The sequence below is a fragment of the Pseudomonas sp. UTLPPB19802 genome (assembly GCF_059730225.1).
The window spans coordinates 1,607,136-1,625,291 of record NZ_AP048545.1 but is presented as its reverse complement, the minus strand read 5'-3'; the positions used below and the strand labels follow the sequence as shown (position 1 = coordinate 1,625,291).

Here is an 18,156-nt window from a genome sequence, read left to right as displayed (position 1 = left end):
CGTAAGTGGCGCAGTTCTACAAACTGCGCCATGCGCCTCTAGGAAGCATCACGCATGATGAGATCGACGATCTGCCTGATCGTGGTGATGGCGTCCCAATCCTTCTGAGAGGCCTGCAGCCGGAACTGCCATTGCACCTGCATGACAAAGCAACTCAGGTCGTCATCGATGATCTTGAAATCATGAATGAAATCGGTTTGCTCGGTGACTTCATGCCGCTCAATAAAACCGATGATGTCGACGAATAGCTGAATGACCTGTTCGGTCACTTCATCTCGATTGTGCTTGCTTGCCATTCCTAGCCTCGTAGGCGCACAGGCCGATACTGACCAGGTCGAAGACCGCCAGGCCCGCTGCGACAAAGGGGATGCCGCGACCTATGATGCCGAATACGCGAACAGTACCGAAAGTCGCTTTAGCCATTCTGGCCGCAGTGGGTTGCCTGATCAAAGTTCTTGGAAAGAATTTCCAACCTATGTAGCTCGCCAGGTTGGTGGTTTTACTTGAGCCGGAGTGAACCCAGGCGCCCACTGCCGTTTTGTTGATAGGGATGCCCGCCATGCCGGAGAGAACGGCGGCGGCTGTCAGCCCATAATGCTCCTGGGTGCAGGCCCACAGGTTATCGAGAGTTGTATCCGGAAGGGTGACGGGACTGCTGGATGCCCTCACCACTTCGTAGCCGTCGGGGCGCTGGGTATCTGGCGGTGTAGCCAAAAGCATCACGGCAGAGCAGCTCATCATTGAGCTATTGATTTCGAACGCCAGGCGCGTAGACGGTCCCAGGTTGATGTTATGCCGCTTTAGCTCCCATGAACCTTGAGTGATTGCGCTGAATAAATCCGTTTCTTGCATGATGAAGTTTCCCAGCATCAGAGACTTGGTTTCCGATGCTAGCGGAGTCGAGCTCATGGAATATCGACGACCAGTCGAACCGGACACGGCTGACGGCACATAAGGAGGCCACCTACATTTCAACCGGCGGTCCGGGTGGCCAGCAAATTAGAGAGCCCTAAAGAACGGCGACATGTATTCCCGTAGTCGCCCGTATTCTCGAAAACCGCGCCAACAGCGCCAACATAACTGGCGCAGTTCTACAAACCGCGCCAAAACTGCGCCACTCTCCTCACCCGCTCACCTGTAGGGGCTGGTGATGCAGCGATCCAACTTGCTCGTAAAGAGGATGTTGCATTTCGTCGGTAGTTATTGGCAACTACCGACGAAATGCAACATCATGAGGTATGGAAACGTCCCATCAGCATATTCTGGATCTCGCCACCCGGCGCGGCCTGATACGCCCACGTGATCTCGCGGAGTGTGGGCTGCCCAGTGTCGCTCTCACGCGTCTGGTTCGGCAGGGGCTACTGACCCGCGTGGGCCGTGGCCTGTACGCCCGGCCTGATCGCACCGTGTCCGAACATGGGGCGCTGGCCGAGGTCGCGCGCAAACATCCGCAAGGCATCATCTGCCTGCTATCAGCGCTGCGCGTGCACGATCTCACCACGCAGTCGCCGTTCGAAGTCTGGCTCGCCATTCCCAACAAGGCCCGTGCACCGAAGATGGATTATCCACCGCTACGGATCGTGCGCTTCTCCGGCGCCGCATTGACCGATGGCATCGAAGACCATCAGGTCGATGGCGTAACCGTGCGCGTGACCAACGTCGCCCGGACGGTGGCCGACTGCTTCAAGTTTCGCAACAAGATCGGCCTCGATGTGGCCCTGGAAGCGCTGCAGGAGGCTTGGCGAGCCAAGCGGGCCAGCATGGATGAACTCTGGCGTTATGCAAACCTGTGCCGTGTGGCCAACGTCATGCGCCCCTACATGGAGAGTCTGTCATGACGGAACGAAACATCGCGGCCTCGGTGCGAGCTCGTCTGCTCAACCGCGCGCGCGAGACCAAGCAGGATTTCAACCTGGTCCTCACACGCTATGCCATTGAGCGTCTGCTGTACCGGATCAGCATTTCGAAACACGCGGATCAATTCCTGCTCAAAGGCGCGCTGCTGTTTGACCTGTGGTTCGACATCCCGCACCGCCCGACGAGAGACGCTGACTTCCTGGGATTTGGCTCAGCGCAATTGCCGCACATCGAAGGCCTCTTCAAGGAACTCTGCGCAATCGAAACCAACGATGGCGTGACCTTTCAGCCCGACACCGTGCACGCTGCCGAGATCCGCAAAGAGGCGAACTATGCCGGTGTGCGCGTCATGCTCCGCAGCGTGATCGATGGCGCGCGCTGCCTGATTCAGATCGATATCGGGTTTGGCGATGCCGTGACGCCAGGGCCGGAGGAAGTCGAGTACCCGGTCATGCTCTCAGAGTTCGAGGCACCCAAATTGCGCGTCTATCCCCGCTACACGGTCGTCGCCGAAAAATTCGAGGCGCTATCGACGCTCGGTATCGCCAACAGTCGCATGAAGGACTATTTCGACTTGTGGATTCTGGCGCGGCACACGGAATTTGACGGAGACATCCTCCGCCAAGCTATTCAAGCAACATTCGAACGTCGCAAGACCGCACTGAGTGGGCACGCCCCCTTGGGGCTCACGCATGCGTTTGCGCAAGATCCGCAGAAACAAACGCAGTGGCAGGCATTCCTGAGAAAGAACCGACTGGAAGCGCTGGCGTTGAACGACGTCATTGCAGAGCTGGTCACCTTCATGTTTCCGGTCATAGAGGCGGCCAGTGCCAACGCGATATTTCCGGCTCGTTGGCAGGCTGGCGGTCCGTGGTTACCCGTGAAGGCTGGTTGATGTTCAGCGCGAAAATAAATTCGTCCCCGTTTTCCCCGTATCCCGTTTTCCGTACGTCCCCGTTTTCCGCCTGGCGCTTCCTAGGGAACAGGTCGTGACAGCCTCTGGTTTTCGAAAACCGCGCCAACTGCGCCAACCTAACTGGCGCAGTTCCAAAAACTGCGCCAAAATCGCGCCATCCCCCTCTCAAACTGCGCCAACACAGCCATGCCATCCAGCACCGAACTACTGAGCAGCATTCAGGCATCCACCCATGGATTGACCTTGGCCGAGCTACTTGCGCAGCACGACGGCATTGCCAGGCGCAGCGCCCAGCGCCTGATCGCGAAGCTCATCGAGAGCGGCCAAATCACTGCACAAGGTGAAGGTAGGGCCCGACGCTATTTCAGCGCTGGCGCCGCGGCAGCCAGTACGGAGCCACTGAACGCGCCAAGCGATGTTTTCCCAAGCGCGATTCCTCTCTCCGCCGACAGCCAGGAAGTGCTTGCCTACATCAACCTACCCCCGCAAGCGCGCAAGCCCGTGGGCTACCAGCGTGAATTTCTCGACGACTACCAACCCAATGCGACCTGGTACTTGCCCGAGCCGCTACGCCGCCAATTGCACAAGATGGGCAAAACCGCCGATATCAACGAGCCGGCCGGCACCTACAGCCGCGCCATTCTGAATCGGCTGCTGATCGACTTGTCATGGGCATCGAGCCACTTGGAGGGCAACACCTACTCACGTCTCGATACGCGTGAACTCATTGAGCATGGCAAAACGGCGCAGGGCAAGGCGGCCATCGAAACCCAGATGATCCTGAACCATAAGACGGCCATCGAACTGCTGGTCGCCAATATCGACAGTGCCGAGTTCAACCGCTACACCGTAATGAACCTGCACAGTGCCCTGGCGGAAAACCTGCTGCCCAACCCTTCGGACGAGGGGCGGATTCGGCAACATGCCGTCGATATCGGCCAAAGTGTCTACCGCCCGCTGTCTACCCCCCAGCAAATCGAAGATGCCCTGGATGTATTGCTGAGCAAGGCCAACCAGATTCGCGACCCGTTCGAACAATCCTTTTTCATCATGGTGCACCTGCCCTACCTGCAGCCCTTCGCCGACATCAACAAACGCACCTCCCGCCTGGCCGCGAACCTGCCGCTGTTCCGCGCCAACCTGTGCCCGCTGACCTTTCTGGATGTACCGGAGCAGGCCTACAGCCGGGCCACACTTGGCGTGTATGAAATGACCCGAGTGGAGTTGCTGCGAGACCTCTATGTCTGGGCATATGAGCGCTCGACGCAGGAATACCTGGCTATCAAGCAGGATTTGGCCGAGCCGGACCCTTTGCGATTGGCGTGGCGCGATCTCATCAAGCAGGCTATCCGTGAGGTCATCCAACAGCCCGAACTTGATCCGCTCAGCGTGATTCAGCAAGTTGTGAGCGATAGCGTTCCAGAGCCCGAACAGGCCGACGTCAGGGCTTTGCTGATTGAGGAACTACGGCGGCTGCATGAGGGGATGTTGGCGCGTTATGGCTTGCGGCCGTCTGAGTTCGCCGCTTGGAAAGCGAAGCATGGGCATTGAGGGGTACTAACGTCGCCCCTTGCAAATAACTACTAGCCCCTAGTGCCTGCAGTGAGCAAAAGTCCGTCAGTCGACAGTGTTGAAATGCGTTTATCTAGGAATGCCAACACTTTGTAGAGATTCTGCAGACCTTGGGCCGAGAATATTTCCACCGATGTATCCGCCCTGTAGAAGTACTCTGCCAAGATCAGGCCATACTGAGCCTTGGTGGGTAGCGAGCTCAAGCCCAAGCTGTTCTGAGCGATCTCCAGGCTGTCTTGCCCCACAAGCGCCTCCAGCGCCATTCCTTCGAATGAGGCATCGACGTCTGCCAGGGTAATCACGACCTGGTTAGGCAAGATCCATTCCTGCCGGTAGCGATCCCTGGCTTTTCGCCCTTCTTTATCGTCGTCGAGCAGAACGATGAATTTCTCGCCGCGCCCCATGAGTAAGCTGATCAGGTTTCCTGATGCGCTTGAGCCGACACCTGGAATCAAGTTGAACCCCAGCTTGCCTCCAGTCTGCAATGCTGCTGCTTTGAGCGAGTAGTAATCCGAGATCCCTTCCAGGATCACGCAAGGCGAAGTCCCTACAATTTCAGGAACGACATATTGCAGGCGATCAATCACTGGCTGGAAATAGTGTGTGCGGCTAGGGAAGGAGTTCAGGTACTGCTTGTACTTTATTGCGTTAACTTCGGCAGGCGTGAAGTCGAGATCATAGTCTTCATCACCCTGGCCAGCCGGACGGTTCTCGATGATGTAAGCCCCAGATAGCCACTTCGGGTTAACCATGTGGTGGCTATGAGTTGAGTAAATGATCTTGTCGCCGCTGGCTGCCATTTTCTCGAAGTAACCCAGCAGCTCTGCCTGAGCACGGGAATGCAGGTTTGCGGCAGGCTCGTCAAAGACGTAGATTTTATGCTGATTTTCACGTTCGAGCTTAAAGCCCGTGAGCAGCAAGAATGTGAAAAACCATCTGAAACCAATCGATCGCTCGGCGATCTTGTAAGTCGTATCGCGGTTGCTAACAACAAATGAAACGACAGCAGTGGGGTTATCAGCGCCGGCAACTGTCCACTTGAGGTCTACCCTTTTTGCTGTGGCATTGCGCGAAAGAACACGCCGCCAACGACCAATCACCTCAGCAGAGAGTGCGTTGGAGACCTGTTGAAAGACACTATCAATCAGGCCTTTTTCTGTGCTTCGCTGAAATCTCTCGTACCAACCATCACCGTTAGCAGCCCGGTACGCTTCTATAGGCCTGTTCACATCCCTGTCAACATCGTAGCCAGCGAACTTTATGATGCGCTCAACAATCTCCCGATAATGCCTCTTCTCATACCCCTCATAATCATGAGACGCGAGAGGTATTTGCTCAGGCACATTGATCAGAAACGTTGGAAAGTAAGCGACTTTGGGTATCGTAGCCTCGATCAAATCAGCCGTGCTCTTCCACAGATTTTCGTCTTCATCATCCGGCTGGGCGTAAACCTCAAACTCCCCTTCCCCACACGGCCTGACCCTTAAGTCGAACCCTAGGCTAGCAATCCTTGACTTCGGTATGCTGTTTTCAAAACTGAACTCCCTTGCAATCTTGAAGGGCTTCGCTAAAGCCTCAGTGTCTACGTCCAATCCGGTACGACTCGCCAGCGCCTTGATTAACTCCAGATCATGTGCTTCGAGCTGAACGGTTGCAGCAATCGATACCGTATTGGTAAACGCGCCTTTCTTACTGGCGGGGATGAAGGTGAACTGATCTTTGTTTTCAGGGCTGAAGAAGTAAAGCCTTGAGACCGATCGATCGCTGCTCACAAATTGTGATATAGCTTCCAATATCGTGGTCTTACCACTTTCATTAAGTCCAATGAGTGTCACGACTGGGTTATCCAGTCGTCCTGTCAGCTCAATTCGTGTACTTACAATCCCTTTGTAATTCTTTATCTCAAAATCGAGGATTTTCGACATCAGCGCACACGACCTTGTGTAGACACGAATTGGAGCACAGCCAAGGGCTAAATCTGGCCGGTTTGAACCCTGTCAATCATGCCCTGCCGCTAGGAAGCGACCTACTGGCAAATTGGATCCGACAGGGGTAGAGTGCTGGCACTCTAGCATCAAGCCAACCGCTGTCAACTGGCCTTGATTTGACGCCAGGCCACCGTTGCGTTGGTTCACATAGGGAAGATGGGGAACGTAATGTCAGGTTCTGACGGAAAGCTTTTTAGAGATTACACAGCCGGTGCTCCGACCGAGACTGCCTGCGATACGCTGTACCTGCAGACCCAGCTTGCTTCTCCAAAGCCCGAGGTCGTGAGCGAGATCGAAGTCGGAGACACGCTTGGAATTGGTCTTGGTGAAATAGAGGGAAGCGTCGTCGCCTGCGCATATTGGAACAGGCATATTGCCGGAGGTATTGCATCTCCTAAAGTTATTAGGCTGATCGCCTGCATCCAAAGCGGCACGAACTATTCAGCAATAGTTACGGCAAAAATGGGCGCTCAGATCTCTATCAAAATCTCGCCGATTAAGGAGGATTGATTTTGATCAAACTGACTGGCGGTGTGTATTACGAGCAGTGCATGTGTCCTATATGGCAAGAGCTGTTTGGCTCCGGAGGTCGAGCTGCCACGGCGATTGCGCGCCTTGGAGGGCAAGTGACCCTGGACACATATGCCGACAGCACGGCAGAGGCCATTCTTCGCCAAAGAGCTGTGCTGGAAGGGTTTGCCGTTGCAACCCATGCAATCGACCAGAGCCTGCACTTCCGGTATACCCATGGCCTTGCCAAGCCTTCTATCCACCCGGCGCCGGAGACGCCTTCGGCGAGTCTTCGAATCACCGCCGAGAATGTGGTCCGCTTCGGACTGCTCGAAGGTGATTGCGTCGTCGATGCCCGCAGTGCCGTTTACGACCCGCAGAGCTCCCGACACCCTGTGCCCTTTCACGAGAATGGCTCCAAGGCTGAGCGGCTTGCTCTTGTCCTGAACAGGAGTGAAGCCGAAGCGCTGTATGGCAGTGACGAGCTGAGCGCAGCGGATTTGGCTCGTGTGCTATCGAAGTCGCAGAACGCCGAGGTCGTCATCATCAAGATGGGCCCTGCCGGCGCTATGCTGTTCCATGAAGGCCAATCGCATCACATTCCCTCCTTCGTGACGCCGCAGGTGTGGAAGATCGGCTCAGGCGATGTGTTCGTCGCGAGCTTCGCGCACTTCTGGCTCGAGGAGGGGCTTGCGCCACTCAAGGCAGCCATGCAGGCCTCATATGCCACGGCGTACTACTGCGAGACGAAGGGCTTTGTCTCCAGAGCAGAGCTGGACACCTATCACCCCGTCGCCGCAGGCCTGCCGAAGAAATCCAGAACTGGCAAGCCTCCACTGGTCTACCTCTCCGGCCCATTCTTTTCGCTGGCACAGCTCTGGCTCATCGAGGAGACCCGCGCCCGGCTTTTGGATATGGGGTTGAACGTGTTTTCCCCCGTCCATGACGTTGGCCATGGGTCTGCGGATGAAGTAGTGCAGAAGGATCTCGATGCGATCCACGAATGTGACCTCATGCTCGCGATTGGAGACGGCCTCGACGCCGGGACAATCTACGAGATTGGCTACGCACGCGCACTCAAGAAGCCCGTCATCATGTACGTTGAGAATGAGTCGGAAGAGGATCAGAAGATGATGGCCGGCTCCGGATGCACGCTAACCGAAGACTTCGTCACCGCCATTTACCAAACCGCCTGGAGGGCAGCCGAGCTATGAAGCGCGCCCTTCTTTTATCAGGTGGTATGGATTCGCTCGCGGTGGCCTGGTGGCTACGTCCTGAAGTCGGCATCACGCTGAACTATGGCCAGCTCGCCGCTGAGGCAGAGATCTGCGCCTCAAAGGCCATCTGCGAGCAGCTCCAGATTGAGCACCATGTCATTTCCATCGACTGCCGATCGGTCGGCTCCGGCGACATGGCCGGAGGCCAGGCTGATGCCCATGCTCCTGCAAGTGACTGGTGGCCGTACCGGAACCAGATGCTCGTCACCCTGGCGGCCATGAAAGCCATCAGCCTCGGCGTGAACAAGCTCTACTTGGGCACCGTGAAGTCCGATGGCTCCCACCGAGACGGCACTCCGGAGTTCATCGCGGCCATCAATCAGTTGATGGTCATCCAGGAAGGTGAGATGACCGTTGAGGCGCCTGCAATCGAGTTGAGCACCAGTGAGCTGGTGAGAACTGCCGGCGTTGCATCGTCCATGCTGGCCTGGGCTCACAGCTGCCACAAATCGAACGTCCCGTGCGGCAACTGCCGAGGCTGCAACAAGTACTTCGAGGTCTGGCACGAGATCGAACATGGATTGGATCAACCTCGGTAGCCCCACGGTAAGAGTGGAGCCTGGCCACTATCAGCCCTTCATCTGGCCTGATGGAGCATTCCACGCTCTGCCCGAGGTCGAGGATACCGGCGACGAGGGCATCCTCAACCTTCTCGATCACAGGCGCACCAGGCGAACATTCAGTTCCTTGAGTGAACGCCAACTGGGCCAGTTGCTCTGGCGCTGTGCACGAACACAAGCCATTGCCGAGTCGGACTATGGCTTCGACCTCGAATTACGACCGGCGCCATCTGCCGGCGCCATTCACCCTATCCATATCCTGGTTCACCTTCCAGGCGCATCGAACTGGCGCCGCTACGATAGTCGCCGACACGGCCTTGTCGATTTGCCAGAATCAACGGAGGCCTTCGCAGGATTGGAAGAGCAGTGCCATGACGCCCTGCCCACAGAGCAAGCAACGCGTTTGCTCCTGGTGGCTGAGCCCGGTAAAACGTGTGCCAAGTACCAGCACGGTGAAAGCCTAATATGGCGAGACGCCGGAGCACTCCTGGCGGTCATGGCCGTGATTGCTGAAGCCTTGGACTACTCGTTTTGCCCGCTGGGGGTTACGGGTGAACCGTGGGCTGGTCGACTCGCACCTGCAGGCGTGCTCACTGGGGTGGGCGTTGCGCTCGTTGGTGGGCCGACGCCGAAGCGCTAGGCGGCCTTCAAGCCCGCTTGGTTCAGCAGACCGTGGACAATGGTAGGTGCCGACATCATTTGGTACCACATCAGGGCGTCGAGCTTGGATGGCCGAACGTCAATAGCTTTGCTCAGCGCAAGAAACTCAGCTTCGAGCTGCAGATAGTGGCGCTCCACGGTGAGGCCGGGGGAGAAAAAGCCAGCCAACGCCCCTGCGCGCAGGATGTGGATGTCCAGGATGGCGACATCATCAGCGTCCAACCAGTTGCGAGCAACCCACGAGGCGGTCTTGTAGCCAATTCCTGGCAGTACCAGCAGCCAGTCCCGAAGGGCTCTCCCGGAATGAAGAGGAACACCCCCTGCGGCCAGGGCTGCAAGCGCTGTATGAAGGTAACGCGCCTTCTGCTTGGCGAAGCGGTAGCGCACTGAACGGCTACCGATTTTTAGCGGAATGGTCAGCCACTCTTGCAACTGCGCCTCACTGGGCACTTCAAAGTCAAAGGCACCAAGGTTTCTCAGGTGGGCGAAAGCCGCCAGTCCGACGTTCGCCGGAATGCCATGGCCACCCAGCAGACACGCCCCGACTTCTTCAGCCAGCGTGGCGCCCAGTTTGTAGTTGAGCGGTTCGGGTTCCTGCTCGTTTGCCCAAACCTGATACGCCCAGTACGCAGGGGTCGGGAATGCCTCGATCAAGCCCCATGAAACACCAGGGAGTACTTCGCTCATGGCATCAGGGAACTCGCGGCTGTAGATCTTGGACTCTACGAAGACAACACCGTTTTGCATTACCGGGCCTCCTGAACGGAGCCATAGGTCTGCGTGATCCAGCGTAGGAAGTCGCTGCGCTCTAACGGATCCATCGCAGTAACACGATCGCGGAGCCGGGATTGGCGCCGGGCAATAGTCTGCCGATCGCGGAACGTGTCACCTAAGTAACGACTGTCGTGAAGTTCTACTGGGGCAGCGTAGTTCATCCAGACGCATTCCTCCCTGACATCAGTGTGCGTCTTCGCCATAAACGTCACCTTCCTCCATCCTTGGAGCGTTTCGTTGTACAAGGCACTGTCGTAACCGGAAATCATAACCTTGCACGGGATGCCGCACAGCGTGCGTAGCAGTTGCTCATGCTGGGACTGGTCATATTCGTAGCGGTAGATCTTGGCGCGACGACGCGTCTGTGTGACATACGGAGGATCAGCATAGATCAGCTCGCTACCGTCGTATGAAAAGCTGCTCAGGTAGTTCGAAGCATCGCCCTGGATGAGCTCAAGGCCCACCACTTGGTGATCCGCCCAGGCATCATGAACGGCGGGATCTACGTCCACACCGATGTTTCGGGCAGCAGGTTTCTTGTGGCGCAGGACAGCGCCCGCCCCCAAGTGCGTCTCGATGTAGGTCTGATGCGGAGGCATCAGGTTGATCAAGCGCTGATAGCACTTGCCTTTCCCGCCTGGATATCTCATGCACCCATCATCGTCAAAAGTGACGATGATGTCAATGAAGGCTACCGACCAGAAAACTCTAAGAGTGGCGTGAATGCGGAAATGGGGACGTGCGGAAATGGGGACAAATTTATTTCTCCATTTCCAGACTTGCTCAAGCAGGTCATGCTGAAACAAACCAAACAATCTCCCTCATACATCAAAGAAATGTCGTACGCACTTCCTCCTATCGACTGTAGGAAGTATGGTGTCGAGCACCCGTAATAAAAGGCAAAACACTGGCCCTTTCGCCCTTGCCTGCTCAATACCACAGGACACCTCCGTGACCATCCCAACCGCCGAGTCTACCCAGCTAGTCGACACCACCCGGCTCGCTCAAGCCCTCGAAAAATTCGCCAGCGACCGTAACTGGGCCCAGTTCCACTCCCCCAAGAACCTGGTCATGGCCCTGAGCGGCGAGGTCGGGGAATTGACCGAAATTTTCCAGTGGCTCACCGAAGACGCGTCCAAGGCCGCCGCCCGCACGCCCGAAACCGCCCAGGCAGTCGAAGAAGAGCTGGCTGACGTGCTCATGTATCTGGTGCGCCTGGCCTCGGTGCTTGGCGTCGATCTGAACGCCGCGGCCCAACGCAAGCTGCAACTCAACGGCGAGAAGTACCCGGTCGAGAAGGCTCGGAACAGCGCAAAGAAATACGACCAACTCTGATTGCCTGGCTCCAGTAAGGAAGAAGGACCTTGATCGTTTACGAAGCGACCAAACAACAGTTTCAGAAAGACAACGATAACGACGACATCGAGGACGTGATCCTCCGTAGTTTCGAGTCAGCCACCGGCCGGATCGTCGCAGCCGCAGAAATGAACGCCTGGAAGAACTCTCTCGGGGCCATGTCACGGGTGTTGCGCGACGAAGAAATTCCCAATGACATCGGCGTGGCCATTGAGCTGCACATCCCGCAGACCTCCAAGCGTATCGACATCACCCTGACCGGCATGGATGCCAGCGGCAAGCAAAACGTGGTGCTGGTGGAACTGAAACAATGGGCTGAAGCCAGTGCCACATCCAAGGACGCCATTGTCAAAACCCTCCTAGGTCGCAGGATCCGGGAAACCGTACATCCGTCCTATCAGGCGTGGTCGTATGCCTCGCTGCTGGAAGGATTCAACGAGGCTGTGTATTCCGGCGGCATCCAAGTGCATGCCTGCGCCTATCTGCATAACTACATGCCAGATAACGTCATCGACGGACCGCAATACCAGGCATACATCAGCAAGGCCCCGCTATTCATGAAAGGCAAAGATGAGCTGGCCCGCATGCGGACGTTCATCAAGCAGCACATCGCCAAAGGCGATGAAAAGCGCGTGCTGCATGAACTGATGGCGAGCCCCATCCGCCCTTCGAAAGCGCTAGCTGACTCGCTGGTAAAACTACTGAAGAAGCAGACTGAGTTCGTTCTTATCGACGACCAGAAAGAAATCCATGAAAACTGCATAGCCGCCGCAACAGGCGCTTCGACGGAGCGCCCGAAAGTGGTGATCATCGAGGGCGGGCCGGGTACCGGTAAATCCGTAGTGGCACTCAATCTGCTGGTCAACCTCACCAGTCGCGGGCTGGTGGGCAAGTACGTATCGAAGAACTCCGCCCCTCGACAGGTGTACGAAAGCAAGCTGACCGGCGCCCTGCCCCGCAGCCATTTTTCGCAGTTGTTTACCGGCTCCGGCTCGTTCATGGAGTCATCCACCAGCGCATTCGATTTCCTGGTGGTGGACGAAGCCCATCGCCTGACCGAGAAAAGCGATCTCTACGGCCAGAAAGGCGATAACCAGATCAAGGAACTGATCAATGCCGCGAACTGCACGATCTTCTTTATCGACGAGGACCAACGCGTCACGCTGAAAGATATCGGCAATCGCGAAGCGATCCGCACTTTTGCCAAGGCTCGCGGTGCCGAGGTCGAGGAATACGTTCTCACCTCGCAATTCCGTTGCAGTGGATCGGATGGTTACCTGGCCTGGCTCGACAATGCACTCCAAGTGCGAGAAACAGCAAACCGGCATCTCGACACCGAGGAATACGAGTTCAAGGTATTCGACACGCCGCAAGCCATGCATGCCGCGATCCAGAGCAAGAACGGCAACAACAAGGCTCGCGTTGTTGCCGGCTACTGTTGGCCCTGGAACAGCAAGAAACGGGCAACCGAAGACGATATCGTCATTGGTGAGCACTACCGTCGTCAGTGGAACCTGGAAGAAGACGAGAAACGCTGGATCATCGCGCAGAACTCTGTCGAACAGGTGGGTTGCATCCACACCTGTCAGGGCCTGGAAGTGGACTACATCGGCGTGATCATCGGTCCCGATCTGATCATTCGAAACGGCAATGTGGTGACGGTCCCGGAGCAACGTGACAAGAACGATCGCTCGGTCTTCGGCTACAAAAAGCTCATGAAAGCCGAGCCGGAAAAGATGCGGCAGCTACTCGACCTGATCATCAAGAATACCTACAGGACCCTGATGACCCGCGGAATGAAGGGTTGTTACCTGTACTGCACAGATGAGGAAACGGCCCAGTACTTCCGCGAACGCTTACTCGTGCGCGAGGCAAACGTTCCCGCTCTTTCCGAGCAACTATTGGCCTAGTGCAATAGCTCTCATTGGGCCGCTTGGGCCCAATGATTTCTTCCCTCAATCATAAACGAAAATTCGTACGTACTTCCTCATATTGTCTGTAGGAAGTATGGTGTCGAGCATCTGGAATAAAGGCGAAATAGTGGCCACCACCTTCTCGCCTGCTCAACACCACAGGAATCTTCGTGACCATTGCTGCCGCCTCCCTCCCTGTCGAAACCATTCGCCTCGTCCTTGAGCAATTAACCAGCAACCCTGACTGGCCCCGAACTTGTGCCCCTGGCGCTGCTTTGGCGCTGGTTAATGACTTCGACATGGGGTTTTGAAAATGGCGGCTCTTGCGACCCTAAAGATCGAAGACTTCTGCTCGAAAGCAGCAAAGCCGGAGTTCATCGAAAGTCTGTGCACGGACTTCGCCCTGACGTTTCCCGATTCGGAACTATCAGAATCCGAAATCCGCTCCTGGAGGAACTCCCTCCCTGAGCTCGCCAAGTTGCTCCAGCAACAGCAACCGCCACTCCAGGGGCATATCCTGATCGAGTACCCGATGCCGATTGGCTCTGAACGTGCCGATTGCATCCTGGTAGGCGAGAGCGAAGCGGGTCCGGAAATCATCGTCATTGAGTTGAAGCAATGGACACAAGGTTCCGTCACATTGCACGGCAAACACGGCGTCACCTGGCTGAAGATTGCCGCCACCGATCCTTACACAAGCAAACACCCCTGTGAGCAAGTGAATATCTACCGATCGGCGCTGGAGCATGCGCTCAACTTCGGAAACTTCAAGCCCATCATCAACACACTGGTTTTTCTTCATAACTATCAGGAAAAACCGAAAGAGGAAGTGTTGCGTGCCAGTGAGTTCAGCTCACATGTCAGCAGTTCCTTGCTCCGCTCTCTAAACCATGGAGAACAGGATGCAGCACTGCTGCTATCCCGGCTTAAGCGCCCTACACAAGCGCTTTCGCACCTGACCTCGCCACAGAGAAAGTACTCGGACGCGTTCATCCTGAATTTCAGCGAAAAACTCAATTGCAGTGACCTCTTCAAGGCAACTGATCAACAAACGCATGCTTTCCAAAGGATTGCGCCACTGGTGCAACAGGTTCAGACGAACACTTGCGTCATCATCCACGGATTGGTCGGCACCGGAAAAACCGTTCTCGCCATGAAGCTTGTGCAGCACCTCATGAAGCTGGGCAAGAATCCGAAGTATTACGTCAAGTCAGCCGCTATCGGCCAGTGCATAAAAGGCTTGGACTTCGCGGTAAATGGCAGGGCGATCACTCCTTATCTGGTCGTCGATGAAGCCCATCGCCTGACAAAAGCAACAGCCGCCGGCTTGATGGACAACAAGCACCTCATTGTCTTTTTCATCGATGATTCTCAATGGATCAGTCCAGATGAGAACTGCCGCAGCGATGACATCCAGCAAATGGCCCATGCACGTGGTTACCACGTGATAACCCATGTACTGGACGAGCAGTTGAGATGTCGTGGCGCCAACAGCTATGTGGATTGGGTCTACGATCTGGTATTCGGAGCAGCAACCCAGGCGTATTCATCAGTGCCGGAATTTTCAGTGCAGGTGGCTGAATCCCCCCAAGCCATGGAGGACCACCTGAGAGAGCAGGCTCAAGGCAATGCATCAGGCCGAATCGTGGCGGGTTACTGCTGGCACTGGCAGACGGAGCGCACTCCTGGGGTAGGCACAGACATCCATATTGGGCCATGGCAGGCTCGCTGGAACCAGAAAATGGCATTCAAGGAGTGGAATCAACTCGTCGGATACCATGAAGAAGTGGGTGCCATTTATACGGTACAAGGGTTTGAGTATGACTATGTGGGAGTCATTCTTGGGCCGGACATCGTCCTGAGAAATGGTCGAATCGAAATTGACCCAAGCCGCAATGCGGACAAGAGACTGAGCAATATGCGAACAGATCCAGCCGTACGCGAACAAGTCATTCGCAATATTTATTACGTACTTCTCACAAGGGCTCGTCGAGGGGTTGTTCTATACGCGATCGATCCGGCGCTGCAGCAGTTTCTGTTCACAAACATCAACAGCGAAAGTTAAAAGTCACTGACATCCTCTCTATGACGGTTGCAACGAAGAAGCCGCCCTACTGAGGCGGCCTCATGCTTGTGTTGATCAATCAAACATCCAGCGACGGCGGCGAACCTTCAAGCAATGCATCCACCACAGCCTTCGCCACCTCCACCGAATGCAACATCCCCCAGAACAACGTCCGCTCCACCGGGTTCTCATGCAGGCTGATTTCATCCCCATTCAGCTCAGCAACCTCCAGCAATTTCGACACATAGCTCAACGCATCATGAGCCGTGACACCAGGCTGGATAGCAAAAATCGGGGGACAAAGCGGGTCAGCGTGATTGACAGTTTTGGAAAGGGTCAAAGCGAGGGTATCAAGCAATCGGGCAGCATCTGGCCGCGCGGACTTCACAAGATCATCGGAAACAGGCGGTGGATCAGGAGTGATTTTCTTCACCATGGTAGATCTCCAAAATCATTTAGGGGATCACCACACTGGCTGCGAAACCAAGGGTGGCGAACTGTACGCAGGTTCGCAGACCGGTGATCTTGGAAACCGGCAGGCATAAGCCTCCTGCGCACAGCCCGCCATAACGCTGGCAAAGAAAAGCCGCTTACGCGGCACTGTGCGCCAAGACACTACACGGGCTGCGAAACCCATATCGCTGAATTTGCAGCGACATCGAGAATGTAGGCACGGTCATTGGCGCACACAACATTCTCCCACGCCTAAATCACGTAGGAAAAGTAAGTTCATTTTGAAAGCTATTTCTACTCATTACGAGACACCATCGAGCCATAGGTGAGAAGGGAAAAACCTCTCACCTACCCGCTCGAAAACGCCGACATCAGCCGGGGTAAAAATCGGAGAAAGTCCTCACCCCACCTTCTCCCCCACCAACCTCTCCAAACTGATCTCCCGCATCCGAAACTTCTGCACCTTCCCCGTCACCGTCATCGGAAACGCCTCCACGAACAGGAAGTGCCTGGGCACCTTGAAGTGCGCAATCTTCCCCTTGCAGAACGCCTTCAACTCTTCATCACCCGCACTATGTCCCGGATGACACTTCACCCACGCCACAATCTCCTCGCCATACCGCTCATCCGGTATCCCGATCACCTGCACGTCCGCCACCGCTGGGTGCCTGAACAGAAACTCCTCGATCTCCCGCGGATACACGTTCTCGCCACCCCGAATGATCATGTCCTTGTTGCGTCCGACGATGCTCACGTAGCCGGCCTCGTCCATCACCGCCAGGTCGCCGGTGTGCATCCAACGCGCGCCGTCGAGGGCTTCGGCGGTCGCTTCGGGGTTGTTCCAATAGCCGAGCATCACGCTGTAGCCACGGGTGCACAGTTCACCGATCTGCCCGCGCGGCACGATGCGCCCGGCTTCGTCGATGATCTTGCTCTCCAGGTGTGGCTGGGTACGGCCGACGCTGGCCACGCGGCACTCCAGGTCATCGTCTGCGGCGGTCTGGGTCGACACCGGGCTGGTCTCGGTCATGCCGTAGGCAATCTGCACCTCGGCCATGTGCATCTCGCCGATCACCCGTTTCATCACTTCGATCGGGCAGGTGGCGCCGGCCATGATGCCGCTGCGCAGGGTCGACAGGTCGAACTCGGCGCGGCGCGGGTGATCCAGTTCGGCGATGAACATGGTCGGCACGCCATACAGCACCGTGGCACGCTCCTCGGCCACGGCCTGCAGGGCGGTCAGCGGGTCGAAGGCGTCGCCCGGATAGATCATGGTGCTGCCGTGGGTCAGACAGCCGAGGTTGCCCATCACCATGCCGAAGCAGTGGTACAGCGGCACCGGGATGACCAGGCGGTCCTGCTCGGTCAGGCCCAGGCTTTCGCCGACCATGTAGCCGTTGTTGAGGATGTTGTAGTGGCTGAGGGTCGCGCCCTTGGGAAAGCCGGTGGTGCCGGAGGTGTACTGGATGTTGATCGGCTCGTCGAACTGCAACTGGGCGCTGCAGGCGCGCAGGTCTTCGGCGGCGACACACTCGGCGCGCTCCTGCAGCGCCTTCCAGCCGAGCATGCCGGTGGCCGGGCTCTGGCCCAGGCTGATCACGCCGCGCAGTTCCGGCAGCAGGCGGCTGTGCAAGGCGCCCAGGGCGCTGCCGGCGAGTTCGGGCAGCAGTTCACCGAGCATGGCGTGGTAATCGCTGGTCTTGAAGGCGTCGGCGCAGATCAGCCAGCGGCAGCCGGAATGCTTGAGCGCGTACTCCAGCTCGCTGACGCGGTAGGCCGGGTTGATGTTGACCAGGATCACGCCGACCTTGGCGCTGGCGAACTGGGTGATGCACCACTCGGCGCAGTTCGGTGCCCAGATGCCGAGGCGGTCGCCCGCCTGCATGCCGATCGCCAGCAGCGCACGGGCGCAGCGGTCGACCTGTTCGGCCAGCTGCGCCCAGCTGTAACGCACCTGCTGGTGGCGGACCACCAGCGCCTCGCGCTCGGCGAAGCGTGCCACGGTCTGGTCGAACGCGGCGCCGATGGTCATCGCCAGCAGCGGCTTGTCCTGTTGGCCACGGGTGTAGCTGGGTGAAGTCATGGTGTCCCCTCGATCTTGTACTTGTATGCCGTCCTGGCGGGGAGGCTTTGCCTGAGGATGCCAACCAGTGAAGTACAAAACTGCGGAGGACGCGAAATCCCACAGCGAAATCCAGCGGACAGCCGGAGCAAAAAAGATTACCCAACGGTAGTGGGGACAGTCACCGAAACGT

General features: G+C 56.8%; 17 protein-coding genes. 10 read left to right on the top strand and 7 right to left on the bottom strand.

Annotated elements, in window-relative coordinates; genetic code table 11:
• Positions 1-38: 38 nt before the first annotated feature.
• Both AC6I6U_RS07365 and AC6I6U_RS07360 read right to left on the bottom strand, forming a co-directional pair.
• Positions 39-296: an acyl carrier protein gene (locus tag AC6I6U_RS07365; protein ID WP_497881328.1), complete on the bottom strand. Its 258-nt coding sequence runs from the start codon at positions 294-296 to the stop codon at positions 39-41.
• A complete protein-coding gene (locus tag AC6I6U_RS07360) occupies positions 271-852 on the bottom strand; it encodes a hypothetical protein (RefSeq protein WP_497881327.1) in 582 nt (193 codons plus the stop codon). The genes AC6I6U_RS07365 and AC6I6U_RS07360 overlap by 26 nt, the downstream gene beginning before the upstream one ends.
• Before the next feature lie 386 nt (positions 853-1,238).
• Here AC6I6U_RS07360 and AC6I6U_RS07355 point away from each other — a divergent pair, with 386 nt between their 5' ends.
• The 3 genes from AC6I6U_RS07355 to AC6I6U_RS07345 all read left to right on the top strand — a co-directional run bounded on the left by AC6I6U_RS07355 (position 1,239) and on the right by AC6I6U_RS07345 (position 4,324).
• A complete protein-coding gene (locus AC6I6U_RS07355) occupies positions 1,239-1,838 on the top strand; it encodes a type IV toxin-antitoxin system AbiEi family antitoxin domain-containing protein (protein WP_497881326.1) in 600 nt (199 codons plus the stop codon).
• Positions 1,835-2,752: a nucleotidyl transferase AbiEii/AbiGii toxin family protein gene (locus AC6I6U_RS07350; RefSeq protein WP_497881325.1), complete on the top strand. Its 918-nt coding sequence runs from the start codon at positions 1,835-1,837 to the stop codon at positions 2,750-2,752. The genes AC6I6U_RS07355 and AC6I6U_RS07350 overlap by 4 nt, the downstream gene beginning before the upstream one ends.
• A 264-nt stretch (positions 2,753-3,016) precedes the next feature.
• A complete protein-coding gene (locus AC6I6U_RS07345) occupies positions 3,017-4,324 on the top strand; it encodes a Fic family protein (protein ID WP_497881324.1) in 1,308 nt (435 codons plus the stop codon).
• A 32-nt stretch (positions 4,325-4,356) separates the two neighbouring features.
• Here AC6I6U_RS07345 and AC6I6U_RS07340 read toward each other — a convergent pair whose 3' ends face one another.
• A complete protein-coding gene (locus AC6I6U_RS07340; RefSeq protein ID WP_497881323.1) occupies positions 4,357-6,270 on the bottom strand; it encodes an AAA family ATPase in 1,914 nt (637 codons plus the stop codon).
• A gap of 231 nt (positions 6,271-6,501) precedes the next feature.
• Here AC6I6U_RS07340 and AC6I6U_RS07335 point away from each other — a divergent pair, with 231 nt between their 5' ends.
• The 4 genes from AC6I6U_RS07335 to AC6I6U_RS07320 are packed head-to-tail and all read left to right on the top strand — an operon-like array spanning position 6,502 to position 9,320.
• Positions 6,502-6,843, top strand: coding sequence for a hypothetical protein (locus tag AC6I6U_RS07335; protein WP_497881322.1), 342 nt, complete (start codon positions 6,502-6,504; stop codon positions 6,841-6,843).
• Between the two features lie 2 nt (positions 6,844-6,845).
• Complete coding sequence (locus tag AC6I6U_RS07330) at positions 6,846-8,057, top strand: PfkB family carbohydrate kinase (protein WP_497881321.1); 1,212 nt, start codon at positions 6,846-6,848, stop codon at positions 8,055-8,057.
• Complete coding sequence (locus AC6I6U_RS07325; RefSeq protein WP_497881320.1) at positions 8,054-8,659, top strand: 7-cyano-7-deazaguanine synthase; 606 nt, start codon at positions 8,054-8,056, stop codon at positions 8,657-8,659. Before AC6I6U_RS07330 ends, AC6I6U_RS07325 begins: the two co-directional genes overlap by 4 nt.
• Positions 8,637-9,320 carry a nitroreductase family protein gene (locus AC6I6U_RS07320; RefSeq protein WP_497881319.1) on the top strand — a complete coding sequence of 228 codons (684 nt, stop codon included), beginning with the start codon at positions 8,637-8,639 and terminating at the stop codon, positions 9,318-9,320. Before AC6I6U_RS07325 ends, AC6I6U_RS07320 begins: the two co-directional genes overlap by 23 nt.
• Here the strand turns inward: AC6I6U_RS07320 and AC6I6U_RS07315 are convergent.
• Complete coding sequence (locus AC6I6U_RS07315; protein WP_497881318.1) at positions 9,317-10,087, bottom strand: 8-oxoguanine DNA glycosylase; 771 nt, start codon at positions 10,085-10,087, stop codon at positions 9,317-9,319. The two genes, AC6I6U_RS07320 and AC6I6U_RS07315, sit on opposite strands and share 4 nt — an antisense overlap.
• Positions 10,087-10,920, bottom strand: a complete 834-nt coding sequence (locus tag AC6I6U_RS07310) for a DNA adenine methylase (protein ID WP_497881317.1) — start codon at positions 10,918-10,920, stop codon at positions 10,087-10,089. Before AC6I6U_RS07310 ends, AC6I6U_RS07315 begins: the two co-directional genes overlap by 1 nt.
• A 145-nt stretch (positions 10,921-11,065) precedes the next feature.
• Here AC6I6U_RS07310 and AC6I6U_RS07305 point away from each other — a divergent pair, with 145 nt between their 5' ends.
• The 3 genes from AC6I6U_RS07305 (at position 11,066) to AC6I6U_RS07295 (ending at position 15,448) form a co-directional block, all read left to right on the top strand.
• Complete coding sequence (locus tag AC6I6U_RS07305; protein WP_497881316.1) at positions 11,066-11,449, top strand: nucleotide pyrophosphohydrolase; 384 nt, start codon at positions 11,066-11,068, stop codon at positions 11,447-11,449.
• Between the two features lie 29 nt (positions 11,450-11,478).
• Positions 11,479-13,380: a DNA/RNA helicase domain-containing protein gene (locus tag AC6I6U_RS07300; RefSeq protein ID WP_497881315.1), complete on the top strand. Its 1,902-nt coding sequence runs from the start codon at positions 11,479-11,481 to the stop codon at positions 13,378-13,380.
• A gap of 316 nt (positions 13,381-13,696) precedes the next feature.
• Positions 13,697-15,448, top strand: coding sequence for a DNA/RNA helicase domain-containing protein (locus AC6I6U_RS07295; protein WP_497881314.1), 1,752 nt, complete (start codon positions 13,697-13,699; stop codon positions 15,446-15,448).
• A gap of 79 nt (positions 15,449-15,527) precedes the next feature.
• Here the strand turns inward: AC6I6U_RS07295 and AC6I6U_RS07290 are convergent, their stop codons facing one another.
• Both AC6I6U_RS07290 and AC6I6U_RS07285 read right to left on the bottom strand, forming a co-directional pair.
• Positions 15,528-15,884 carry a hypothetical protein gene (locus tag AC6I6U_RS07290; protein ID WP_497881313.1) on the bottom strand — a complete coding sequence of 119 codons (357 nt, stop codon included), beginning with the start codon at positions 15,882-15,884 and terminating at the stop codon, positions 15,528-15,530.
• Between the two features lie 417 nt (positions 15,885-16,301).
• Positions 16,302-17,984 carry an AMP-binding protein gene (locus tag AC6I6U_RS07285; RefSeq protein ID WP_497881312.1) on the bottom strand — a complete coding sequence of 561 codons (1,683 nt, stop codon included), beginning with the start codon at positions 17,982-17,984 and terminating at the stop codon, positions 16,302-16,304.
• Positions 17,985-18,156: the final 172 nt, after the last annotated feature.

Bases quoted from the DNA above. Each gene is read 5' to 3' on its own strand.
- AC6I6U_RS07365 (WP_497881328.1), bottom strand. From the start codon at position 296: ATGGCAAGCAAGCACAATCGAGATGAAGTGACCGAACAGGTCATTCAG.
- AC6I6U_RS07360 (WP_497881327.1), bottom strand. From the start codon at position 852: ATGCAAGAAACGGATTTATTCAGCGCAATCACTCAAGGTTCATGGGAG.
- AC6I6U_RS07355 (WP_497881326.1), top strand. From the start codon at position 1,239: ATGGAAACGTCCCATCAGCATATTCTGGATCTCGCCACCCGGCGCGGC.
- AC6I6U_RS07350 (WP_497881325.1), top strand. From the start codon at position 1,835: ATGACGGAACGAAACATCGCGGCCTCGGTGCGAGCTCGTCTGCTCAAC.
- AC6I6U_RS07340 (WP_497881323.1), bottom strand. From the start codon at position 6,270: ATGTCGAAAATCCTCGATTTTGAGATAAAGAATTACAAAGGGATTGTA.
- AC6I6U_RS07335 (WP_497881322.1), top strand. From the start codon at position 6,502: ATGTCAGGTTCTGACGGAAAGCTTTTTAGAGATTACACAGCCGGTGCT.
- AC6I6U_RS07325 (WP_497881320.1), top strand. From the start codon at position 8,054: ATGAAGCGCGCCCTTCTTTTATCAGGTGGTATGGATTCGCTCGCGGTG.
- AC6I6U_RS07320 (WP_497881319.1), top strand. From the start codon at position 8,637: ATGGATTGGATCAACCTCGGTAGCCCCACGGTAAGAGTGGAGCCTGGC.
- AC6I6U_RS07315 (WP_497881318.1), bottom strand. From the start codon at position 10,087: ATGCAAAACGGTGTTGTCTTCGTAGAGTCCAAGATCTACAGCCGCGAG.
- AC6I6U_RS07295 (WP_497881314.1), top strand. From the start codon at position 13,697: ATGGCGGCTCTTGCGACCCTAAAGATCGAAGACTTCTGCTCGAAAGCA.
- AC6I6U_RS07290 (WP_497881313.1), bottom strand. From the start codon at position 15,884: ATGGTGAAGAAAATCACTCCTGATCCACCGCCTGTTTCCGATGATCTT.
- AC6I6U_RS07285 (WP_497881312.1), bottom strand. From the start codon at position 17,984: ATGACTTCACCCAGCTACACCCGTGGCCAACAGGACAAGCCGCTGCTG.